This is a genomic window from Serpentinimonas barnesii, assembly GCF_000696225.1.
Taxonomy (GTDB): Bacteria; Pseudomonadota; Gammaproteobacteria; order Burkholderiales; family Burkholderiaceae_C; genus Serpentinimonas; species Serpentinimonas barnesii.
In genome coordinates, this window is the sequence record NZ_BAWN01000040.1 from 1 (window position 1) to 10,212 (window position 10,212).

The window sequence follows — 10,212 nt, forward strand, 5'->3', positions numbered from 1 at the left end:
CCCCAGCCGCGGCTTTCGAGCCGCTGTGGCAGGCCTTTGCGCACTGGCAGGCGCACAGCCGCATGTGGCACGATTGGCCCGAGCTTGAGGGCTTGCGCCTGCACGCGCTGGATATTGACACAGGGCCGCAAGCTGCATCCGCATCCGCCACGCTGCTGCTGCACGGCCCGGATGGCTGGTGGCCGCAGTGGGCGGCCTGGCTGCAACCGCGTTTGGACCAGGGTGGGCGCTGGCTGGTGCCGGACTTGATCGGTTTTGGCCAGAGCGACAAACCCAAGCAGATGGTTTGGCACACCTTGGAGCGCCACGCCGCCATTTTGCTGGCGCTGTGCGACACAACAGGTGTACAGCACTTGCAGCTCGTCTATGCCCCGGGGCAGGCGCAACTGGCGCAGGCGCTGCAGCAGCGCGCCGGGCCGCGGCTGCTGGGGCTGGCCGAGTGCAGCCCGCCGCCGAGCGCGCAGCTTGTGGGCCATTGGGCCGAGCTGCCTTATCCCGATGCCGGGCACCGGGCGGCGCAGCGGGCGTGGCGCGAGCGGGGCTGGGGCATGGCTCCAACATGGGCAGCCTACCATGCAGACCCAGCATGTCCCTGATGAGAGGGCAGTGTTGCGCCTAGACCGGGTCAAGAAGGAGGCCGTCCATCCAAGGCCGGTTGGCTGTTTGTCATAATCCTAGGGCTTGGCGCTGTCTGCCCGGCGTTTATCAACCTGCCTTGTTCAAAACACCCCATGGAAACACACGATTTGCGCGTACTGCTACTGCTAGATCGCAAGGTCGGATGTTTCGCCCGCACAGCCACGCTGCGCTGGTGGCGCTGTGCTGTGCTGGGTGAGGATTGGTACCCCCTGACGGCACGCTCCAGCTTAAACGACGTTCTCGATGATCTGTGCCAGCGCGAAGACCGTGCCAACGGACTGCAAGATTTTGAGTTGCACCTACTCTACACCGCTCCTACCCTGCTGCAATTAAGCGAAGTGCTGCCAAAATTGGCCGAGTTGGGTTGCACGCGCTGGCAGATACTGCGCTGGGAACCCCTGCGCGACCGAGCCGCTCGGCTATCTGGACAAGCCCCGACCGCTGCGCTGCCCCCCGACGATTGGCTGACGCAGCATCTGCTGCCGGTGCTCGAAAGCAACCTAGAGCGCAACCCGGTTGCGCCGCCGGCCAAGCCGGGAGCGGAGTTGCAATGCGACGAGATTGCCATCAAACCCCTGCGCGCGGAGCGTCGGCAGCTAGAGGCAGAGCGCACGGCCATCTTGGAACAAATGGTGGCGATGCAATTGCCCAGCATGGAGCAGCTCATCAGCTACTTGCCGGCCATTTATCGCAATCCCTTTGTCAGCATCGCGCCGCACGATCTGGCCTTGTTGGCTGGGCGCTTGCAACTGCCCAGTATTACCTCGCCTTGGCCAGAGCCGAGTGCAGATACTTTGCTGACGCTGCAAACTCGGCTTCGGCGCTTGCCTGCCAGCGAAAGCGAGCGTTTGCGCGAGTTTTGTCGGCAACTGCCTCACCGGCTGGATTTGCGCCCCGAAATGCGTGCCTGGCTGGGAGAGGCCTGATGGAGCCGACCGATGAAGTGCAACGAAGGCGACTGCGGGAGTTGCAGGCCAATGCAGCCGAGGCGGTTTCAAGCTGGCGCCTAGAAAAACTGACGGTGCCTGATTTGCTGCTACTGCTGCGCCACGACCCGACGCTGCAGCAGTTGGTGCGCAGCTTGAACGCTGTGGCCACCCCACAGGCTGAAGCCGTTGAGGGCAGTTCAAGGGCCAGCGACCAGCCCCCAATAGGGTCGCCGATTTTGGCCTTTGCGCCTCCCGTTGCGCCTCCCGCAGACCCTTTGCGCCAGCAGGTGGGCGCGGAGTTGAGCTTGTTGCAAGCCTTGCGCACCGACAGCAAACTGGCCAGCGAGTGGTTGTCTGCCGAGCCCGAATGCGAGGGCCGGCAGTTGGTGCGCCTGATCGCTCGCGCTGCACAGTGGGACGTGGTGCTGGAGTTGTGGGACACCTTGGCTTTGCGCTGCAAAACCCAGCAACGCGCGGTCAGCACCACCGAGCTCAATCTCTTGCAAGGTGCGCTGGCGCTGCACAATTTGCGCTGGCAAGACCGGCAGGCGGCCCTGCTGGAGTGCCAAGTTGGGGCCGATTACGACTACCGCCGAATGCAGCGCGCCACCCCCAGTGGCGAGAGGGTGCGTGCGCTGTGGCTTCCGGGGCTGCGCAATGCCGGGGCTGAAGTGCAAAAACTGCCGCTTGTGCAAACCTAAGCCCCAAATGGCCAGAGATTTTTTGAACCCACACCACACACATATGGACACCCATTCGAGCAGCGTCAAAGCAACTGCCCCTCCGGTGCCTGCCTGGGCGCCGGACAATTTGTTGCTTAATTACCGCAAAGCCATGCGCCAGACAATGGCAGCTCAGTTGGCTACACGCACTTTTCACTGTTTGCGGGGTTCCGACGGGGTAAGCCTAATTTACGAAGCAGCCACCAGTCTGTTGTGGGCAGTTCCCGAGCGCGAAAACAAGTTTGTGGTTTGCAAACTCGACGAAGGCAAGGCACTGGCCGGTCCTTGGTCTGGTGCGCATCTCGATGTTTGGTGCTTGCCCAAACCTGACGAACTCACGCACTTCGCGCAGGGCAGTGGCAATCCGATGCGCCGCGGACAGAATTACCGCCTCTACGAGCAGCAGTATTGGCTTTGCGATGGCGGCAGCTACGATTTGAATGCCGGCAGTTTTGGCATCTATCCCTCTGCTTCCGGTTGCGTCATCCTGTGTTGCCAGTTGCCAGAACCTGGGGCGATTTCCATGCTCGACCTAGCTTTGCAGCATGGCTGGACGCTGGACGATAAAAAACTCAACGCTTTGCTCTCCAGCTTTCGAACTCCGGGTGCCGATGATTTAAAGACTTGGCTGGCTGCTATTGACTACCAGGCCTGCCGCCTGCCGATGCTTGATGTGACGCAGTTTAGCGACCAGAGCAAGGGGATATGGGAGGCTTGGGGCCAGCCGCCGGAGCAACTCGTGGAATTTGGTATTCGGGCGCGCAATCCGGTGCAGGATGTACGACAAAGCTATGTGGCCATCGATTTTGGCACCAGCAGCACGGTGGTAGCTTGGGACGACAACGGGCGCTCCAAACTCATGCGCATCGGGGTCAAGGATTTTTTTGAAAAGCCGCAGGCCGCGCATTATGAGAACCCGGCCGTGCTGGAGTTCATTGATTTTCCTGCCATGCTGACGGCCTGGCAGGAGCGCACCTACCGCCCCGATGTGCGCTGGGATCAAGTGCGTTGTTCGCACGAGGCGCTGCACAATTGGCGCCACAACGAAACCAATCCGGTGGTGGTGGCCAGCATACTGGGCAAGCTCAAACAATGGGCCTTGCGTCAGGCTTGGGAGCAGCGCCTGTTGTTGAGCGATCAGGTTAATCAACAAGAATACGAGTTGTGCCCGTTACCGCCTCGCAACCCGGTCAAGGGGCAGCCCTTGGCGGTGGGTAAGTCTGACCCGTTTGATCCGCTGGAGCTCTACGCCTGGTTTTTGGGGATGAGCATCAATTGGCGTGGGCGCGGTCTGTTTCTGCGCTACTGCATGGCCTTTCCGGTGGATTATCCGCAGAGCGTCAAGGCCGGCATTTTGGCGGCGTTCCGCCGTGGTTTGCAACGCAGCTTGCCCTCTACTCTGGTTGATCAGCCAGAATTCAACGATTTTACGCTCGAAGAGCGCGCCACCGAACCAGCAGCCTATGCGGCCATTGCACTGCCGGCGTTTGGCATAGAGCCGGGTTCCGGGGGTGGCGTGGCCTACGCTGTGTTTGATTTTGGTGGCGGCACCACGGATTTTGATTTTGGTTTTTACCGCCAGCCCGATTCCCAGGAGGAAGATGCCGGGTACGAAGCCGTATTTGAGCGCTGCGGGGCCGCGGGCGATAAGTTTCTAGGGGGTGAAAATCTGCTAGAGAACATGGCCTACCGGACCATGTTGCACAACCTAGAAGTGTGCCGAAAAAACAAAATTGTTTTCAGTCGCCCACTGGATGCCGATGATTTTGCCGGCAGCGAGCTGTTTCTAGATCAAACGGGAGCCGCCAACACCAACACCCTGATGCTGATGGCGCGGCTGCGTCCACTCTGGGAAACGGGTCAATTGGCTGGTGCAGGAAGTGGCGTGGAGAAAATTGAGCTAATCAATCGGGAGGGTAAGAAAGTGGGTTGCGAGTTGGCCGTCCCGACCAGCGCCTTGCTTGAGTATTTGACGCAGCGCATCGACGAAGGGGTGCAAAAATTTTATGTCGCCCTGCAGCAGGCTTTTGCCAGTGAACGGCCGCTGAAAGTGCATGTGTTGCTGGCCGGTAACGCTAGCCGATCACCATTGGTGTTGCGCCGCTTTGGGATTCGGGCTGCGCGCGGTGAAGTCGAGCCCGTGTCTGAACCGCTTAAAACCGATTTGGCGGGTTTTTTTGCATCCGACGGCCCAGAAATCATAGCCCACGCCCCACTTGCCAGCGACGACAACGACGTCTATCGGCCTACCGGTAAAACCGGCGTGGCGCTGGGCTTGTTGCGACTTGGTCCAGGAGGCGCACTCAAAGTGGTAGATCATGCGCGCCAGGTGGCGGGCAATGAAGCACCCTTTGCTTTCTATGTTGGGCGGGTGCGGCAGGGCAAGTTTGTGGTCGGCCTGACACAAGGCGTGAAATACGGTGAGTGGCACGAAATCGGCGCACCGCGCGAGCGGATTTTGAATGTGTACATCACCCAATCCCCGCTGGCACTAACCGGAGCTTTGCCGGAAGGGCATCAGGAATTGTTTAAACGCCCGATTCATCTGGCCGGTGAGGCGCTAGGGCACAAGGTGTTTGCACGCGCCCTAGGGCCTTCGTCAATTGAGCTTTGCACCGCAGCCAGCAAAGAAGCGGTGCAGCAAGGCAATTACGAAAACCGGCGCGAGCTCGATTTGCAGCCAGGCAGTTGAACCGGTTTTAGAGTGAAGGGCGGCTGGGCGGCTGCGCGCGCCGGGGGCCGCGTGCTTCATGCCGTTTTGCCGCGCGGCCAGAAATCGGCCCACAGCCCCCGGGCACCCAGCCGCTCAGCCGCTCAGCCGCTCAGCCGCTCAGCCGCTGAAACTTTAACTTCAGCGTATCCGCGCCCGGCCGCGCAGATCTTCCTGGAAGGCCATCAGGCGCTGCTGCATCAGGTTTTGCTCGATCTGCGGGCGCAACTGTTCCAACGGCGGCAGTTGGGCGCGGCGCACGTCATCGACGCGAATGATGTGCCAGCCAAATTGGGTGCGCACCGGCTCGGGGCTGAGTTGGCCTTTGCCGAGCTTGACCATGGCTTGCGAGAACTCGGGCACGAACACATCGGCGCCGGCCCAGTCGAGGTCGCCGCCTTGGGGCGCGGAGCCGGGGTCGCGCGAGCGGGTGCGCGCCAGTTCCTCAAAGTTGCCACCGGCGCGGATCTGGGCCAAGAGGGTGGTGGCTTCGGCTTCGGTCTCGACCAGGATGTGGCGCACGCGGAATTCCTGGCCCTGGTTGGCGGCGGCGAATTTGTCGTATTCGGCTTGCACCTGGGCGGCGGTGACCGGGTTCTTGCGCTGGAAGTCGGCGAACAGCTCGCGGATCAGGATGGTTTGTGTGGCCAGTTGGACTTGGGCGCGGAACTCGGGGCTGGCGCGCAGGCCACGGCGTTCGGCCTCTTGCGCAAAAATCTCGCGCATGATGGCTTCTTCGCGCAACTGGGCGCGCATGGCGTCATCGACGGTGCGGCCGCCGCGCTCGGCTTGTTGCACCAGCGTATCCAAGCGTGCCGTGGGCACCGGTTTGCCGTTGACGATGGCCAGGTTTTGCGCGTAAGCGGGCAGGGCGAGGGTGGCAGCCAAGGCCACGGCGGTGAGCAGGAGTTTCATGGAGCAAAGGTAGGGGGTGAGCGAAAAATCTAGCGCCGGATTTCGATCGCCAGTGCGTGCAAGCCAGCGTCTATATAGGGACGAAGCGCATCATACACAAGCCGGTGCGCGGCCACGCGGCTTAAGCCCTGGAAGCGCTCGGAGGCAATGCGCACCCGGAAGTGGCTGCCAAAGCCTTGCGCGTTGGCTCCGGCATGGCCGGCGTGGGCGGCGCTCTCGTCGATCACTTCCAGCAGGTGCGGGGCCAAGGTCTGCTCCAAGGTGGCGCGCAGGGCCTCGGCCGTGGCGGGGTGGGGGGAGGGGGGTTGTTGCATAGCAGATGGGATTATCGCGCCGGCTAGAGGGGCTAGGCCGGGAGCAGGAAAGGGATCGAGTCAGGGCTCTGGGTGGTGCGCTAGGCCGTCGGTGCCTGCCAGTCGAGCGCGGCCGAGTTCATGCAGTAGCGCAGGCCGGTGGGGGCCGGGCCGTCGGGGAAAACGTGGCCCAGGTGCGCGCCGCACTGGCTGCACAGGGTTTCGGTGCGCAGCATGCCGTGGCTGCGGTCGTGGCGTTCGGTGACCGCGCCCGGCAGGGCCAAGCTGAAGCTGGGCCAGCCACAGCCGGCGTCGAACTTGGTCGCGCTATCGAACAAGGGCTGGCCGCAGCCCATGCAGTGGTAGCGGCCGCTGGCCCAATGCGCCTCGTAGCGGCCGCTAAAAGGGCGCTCGGTGGCGGCCTGGCGCAGCACGGCGTAGGCCAAGGGCTCAGCCCCTTTGGCGGCCAGCAGCTCGCGCCATTGCTCGGGGGTTTTGTGGATCGGAAATTCCATGGGCGGATGGGAGACGGGTTTTTAGGAGGAACAACTGATCTCGATCTGCGCCGCCCATGCGGGCGCCTCGGCGGCCAGGTCGTCGCAGTCGGGCAGATCGTCGTAGGGCTGCGCCAGCGCGGCCTGCAAGCGCTGCAGGGGCTCGAACTGGCGTTGCTCGGCAGCCTCGATTACGGCTTGCGCCAGGTGGTTGCGCAACACCACGCGCGGGTTGCTGCGCCGCATCTGCGCTTGTGCCTGTTCGGGGCTGTGCGCCGCGTCGCTGAGCAGGCGTTCGCGCCAGCGCCGCGCCCAAGCCTCAAAGGGGTCGCTTTGCTGCAGCAACGCGCGCGCTGCGCCAAGTTCGGTCACGCGGCCGCTGAGCGAAAATTCGGCCACGCCCTCGCTTAGGCTGCGCCAAAACCGGGTGTAGTCGGCCCGTTCGGCGGCCAGCAGGCGCAGCAGCTCGTCGGCCAAGGCGGCGTCACCGGGGCGTGGCTCGCCTAGGCCCAGCTTGGCGTTCAGGCGCTGTTGCAGCGCGGCCTCGAACCGGGGCTTGTAGTGGCGCAGCGCCTCGGCGGCCTGTTGCGTGCCATCGAGCAGCGGCAGCAGCGCCTGCGCCAGGCAATACAAATTCCAGTGGGCGATGCCCGGTTGCTGCCCAAAGGCGTAGCGCCCGCCGTCGTCCGAGTGGTTGCAGATGTGCTGCGGCTCGAAGCCGTCCATGAACTGGAACGGGCCGTAATCGATCGTCAGCCCGAGGATGCTCATGTTGTCGGTGTTCATGACACCATGGCAAAAGCCCAGCGCCTGCCACTGCGCCAGCAGCTCGGCGGTGCGCACGGTCACGGCCCGCAGCAGGGCGGCCACGCGCTGCGCCGGTTGCGGACTCGCGGCGCACTCGGGGTAGTGGTGCGCTATCACAAAATCGGCCAAGGCCTGCAGCTCCGCGTGCTGGCCGCGCTGCGCAAAGTGCTCGAAATGCCCGAAGCGGATGAAGCTCGGTGCCAGCCGCGTCACCACGGCGGCGGTTTCCATGCGCTCGCGCCGCACCGGGGCCGGCGAGCCGGTCACGCACAGCGCGCGCGTGGTGGGCACGCCCAGCGCGTGCAGGGCCTCGCTGCACAAAAATTCGCGAATCGAGCTGCGCAACACCGCGCGGCCGTCGCCCCGGCGCGAGTAGGGTGTGGGGCCGCTGCCCTTGAGCTGCACTTCCCACAGCGCCTCGGGGCCAGCGCGCTCGCCCAACAAGAGCGCGCGGCCGTCGCCCAACTGGCCGGCCCAGACGCCAAACTGGTGCCCGCTGTAGACGCTGGCCAGAGGAGAAGCCCCTGGAGGCAGCGCATTGCCGCTGGCTTGGTCCAGGTGCGCGTCGCTGTGCGGCCAGTCGGCTGGCAAACCCAGATCGGCTGCGGCCGCAGCGCTGTAGCCGACCCAGTAGGGCTCGGGTAGGGGCTGGGGGCTGAGCCGGGTGTAGAAGGCCGTGCCCAGTGCTTCGAAGCGGCTGCTTTGCAATTCCATGCAGGCATTGTGCGGGCAAGGGCAATGCCCCGGTGCGGGTGGGGCTGAGGCGTCCCGCTAAGATAGCGCTTGACCCGATCACGCTGCCCCGCGCCCAAGTTGCCGCTTGGCAGCACCAAAGGCACCCTAACAACACCCACCGGAGACAAACCATGCTAGGCCTGATGCAAGAACAACCCCTGCTGATTTCCGACCTGATCGAGCACGCGGCGCGCCACCACGGCGAAGTCGAGATCGTTTCGCGCCGGGTCGAGGGCGACATCCACCGCAGCAACTACCGCCAAGCAGCCGTGCGTTCGCGCCAGATGGCGCAGGCGCTCGATGCGCTGGGGCTGGAGCAGGGCGAGCGCGTGGCCTCGCTGGCCTGGAACGGCTACCGCCACTTCGAGCTGTATTTTGGCGTCAGCGGCTCCGGGCGCGTGCTGCACACCATCAACCCGCGCCTGCTGCCGCAGCAAATCGCTTGGATCGTCAACCACGCGCAAGACCAGGTGCTGTGCTTTGATCTGACGTTTTGGCCGATCGTGCAAGCCATCGCCGCCCAGTGCCCAAGCGTGCGGCTGTGGGTGGCGCTGTGCGATGACGCGGCGCTGGCCCAACTGCCCGGGGCCGCGCAGGTGCCCCATCTGCAAAGTTATGAGGACTGGATCGGCGGCCACCCCAGCAGCTACCAGTGGCCGCGCTTCGACGAGCGCAGCGCCTCCAGCCTGTGCTACACCAGTGGCACCACCGGCAACCCCAAGGGTGTGCTCTACAGCCACCAGTCCACCATTTTGCACGCCTACGCCTCCGCCTTGCCCGACGTGATGTGCCTGAGCGCGCGCGACAGCGTGCTGCCGGTGGTGCCCATGTTCCACGTCAACGCCTGGGGCATTCCCTACTCCGCCTGCGCGGTCGGCTGCAAGCTGGTGCTGCCCGGCCCGGCGCTCGACGGCCAATCGGTGTATCAGCTGCTCGCCACCGAGGGCGTGACCTTTGCCGCCGGCGTGCCCACGGTGTGGCAGATGCTGCTCACCCACATGGCGCAGCACGATTTGAAACTGCCAAAAATGCAGCGCACCGTGATCGGTGGCTCGGCCTGCCCGCCGGCCATGATCCGCGCCTTCCGGGAGCGCTATGGCATCGAGGTGCTGCACGCCTGGGGCATGACCGAGCTCAGCCCGCTGGGCACCCTGTGCACGCTCAAAAACCAGCACCTGAGCCTGCCCGAAGACGAGCAAATGCAAATCCGCCTCAAGCAGGGGCGGGCGATATTTGGCATCGACATGAAGGTCGTCGATGCCAACGGCTTGGAGCTGCCCTGGGACGGGCGCTCGGCCGGTGAGCTGCTGGTCAAGGGCCCGTGGGTGGTGAGCGACTATTTCCGCGCCGAAAGCGCGCCGCCGCTGCTCGACGGCTGGTTCCCCACTGGCGACGTGGCCACCATCGACGCCGACGGCTTTATGCAGATCACCGACCGCAGCAAGGACGTGATCAAGTCTGGCGGCGAGTGGATAGGCTCGATCGACGTGGAAAACATCGCCATGGCGCACCCGGCGGTGCTGATGGCGGCCTGCGTCGGCGTGCCGCACCCCAAGTGGGACGAACGCCCGGTGGTGGTGGTGGTCAAAAAACCTGGGCAGGAGCTCACGCGCGAGCAGTTGCTGGACTTTTACGCCGGAAAGATCGCCAAATGGCAGATCCCCGACGATGTGCTGTTCGTGGAGGCAATCCCGCTCGGTGCCACCGGAAAAATGCAGAAAATGAAGCTGCGCGAGCAGTTGAAGGGCTATCGGCTGCCGGGTTTGTGAGCGCAAGCCTGCGCCAATGCGCGATCGAGTCGCCAAAGCGATAGCGGCTAGGGACATTCCCTGAGAGCCCTTGCGCCCGATTCCGGCTAAGCTGCGCAGGCATCAGCTCATAACAGGAGACAAGCCATGAAATTGACCCGCCGCGAACTCACCGCCGCCGCTTTGCTCACCAGTGCCCTGCCCGCCGTACCGGCTTTGG

The 10,212-nt window shown here is 63.9% G+C and carries 8 protein-coding genes and 1 pseudogene; 5 read left to right on the forward strand and 4 right to left on the reverse strand.

Annotation, left to right across the window (positions count from 1 at the left end; genetic code table 11):
* The 4 genes and pseudogenes from SRAH_RS12795 to SRAH_RS10735 form a co-directional block, all read left to right on the forward strand.
* Positions 1-596, forward strand: a pseudogene (locus SRAH_RS12795) (hypothetical protein); the annotation flags it as partial.
* A gap of 228 nt (positions 597-824) precedes the next feature.
* Entirely contained in the window at positions 825-1,565 is a 741-nt protein-coding gene (locus tag SRAH_RS10725; RefSeq protein WP_171816052.1) for a hypothetical protein, read from the forward strand.
* A complete protein-coding gene (locus tag SRAH_RS10730; protein WP_149028980.1) occupies positions 1,565-2,269 on the forward strand; it encodes a hypothetical protein in 705 nt (234 codons plus the stop codon). Before SRAH_RS10725 ends, SRAH_RS10730 begins: the two co-directional genes overlap by 1 nt.
* A 43-nt stretch (positions 2,270-2,312) precedes the next feature.
* On the forward strand, positions 2,313-4,982 hold the full coding sequence (locus tag SRAH_RS10735) for an Hsp70 family protein (protein WP_149028981.1): 2,670 nt from the start codon (positions 2,313-2,315) through the stop codon (positions 4,980-4,982).
* A gap of 159 nt (positions 4,983-5,141) precedes the next feature.
* Here SRAH_RS10735 and SRAH_RS10740 read toward each other — a convergent pair whose 3' ends face one another.
* From SRAH_RS10740 to SRAH_RS10755, 4 genes are all read right to left on the reverse strand, one after another.
* Positions 5,142-5,915, reverse strand: coding sequence for a peptidylprolyl isomerase (locus tag SRAH_RS10740; RefSeq protein ID WP_029463345.1), 774 nt, complete (start codon positions 5,913-5,915; stop codon positions 5,142-5,144).
* Between the two features lie 29 nt (positions 5,916-5,944).
* Complete coding sequence (locus SRAH_RS10745; protein WP_029463346.1) at positions 5,945-6,229, reverse strand: BolA family protein; 285 nt, start codon at positions 6,227-6,229, stop codon at positions 5,945-5,947.
* A gap of 80 nt (positions 6,230-6,309) precedes the next feature.
* Complete coding sequence (msrB, locus tag SRAH_RS10750; RefSeq protein WP_029463347.1) at positions 6,310-6,723, reverse strand: peptide-methionine (R)-S-oxide reductase MsrB; 414 nt, start codon at positions 6,721-6,723, stop codon at positions 6,310-6,312.
* A gap of 21 nt (positions 6,724-6,744) precedes the next feature.
* Positions 6,745-8,223 carry a protein adenylyltransferase SelO gene (locus tag SRAH_RS10755; protein WP_029463348.1) on the reverse strand — a complete coding sequence of 493 codons (1,479 nt, stop codon included), beginning with the start codon at positions 8,221-8,223 and terminating at the stop codon, positions 6,745-6,747.
* Between the two features lie 152 nt (positions 8,224-8,375).
* Here SRAH_RS10755 and SRAH_RS10760 point away from each other — a divergent pair, with 152 nt between their 5' ends.
* On the forward strand, positions 8,376-10,013 hold the full coding sequence (locus SRAH_RS10760) for a 3-(methylthio)propionyl-CoA ligase (RefSeq protein WP_029463349.1): 1,638 nt from the start codon (positions 8,376-8,378) through the stop codon (positions 10,011-10,013).
* The last annotated feature ends 199 nt before the right edge of the window (positions 10,014-10,212 follow it).

Coding starts and splice junctions, on each gene's coding strand:
- SRAH_RS10730 (WP_149028980.1), top strand. CDS start 1,565: ATGGAGCCGACCGATGAAGTGCAACGAAGGCGACTGCGGGAGTTGCAG.
- SRAH_RS10735 (WP_149028981.1), top strand. CDS start 2,313: ATGGACACCCATTCGAGCAGCGTCAAAGCAACTGCCCCTCCGGTGCCT.
- SRAH_RS10745 (WP_029463346.1), bottom strand. CDS start 6,229: ATGCAACAACCCCCCTCCCCCCACCCCGCCACGGCCGAGGCCCTGCGC.
- SRAH_RS10755 (WP_029463348.1), bottom strand. CDS start 8,223: ATGGAATTGCAAAGCAGCCGCTTCGAAGCACTGGGCACGGCCTTCTAC.
- SRAH_RS10740 (WP_029463345.1), bottom strand. CDS start 5,915: ATGAAACTCCTGCTCACCGCCGTGGCCTTGGCTGCCACCCTCGCCCTG.
- msrB (WP_029463347.1), bottom strand. CDS start 6,723: ATGGAATTTCCGATCCACAAAACCCCCGAGCAATGGCGCGAGCTGCTG.
- SRAH_RS10760 (WP_029463349.1), top strand. CDS start 8,376: ATGCTAGGCCTGATGCAAGAACAACCCCTGCTGATTTCCGACCTGATC.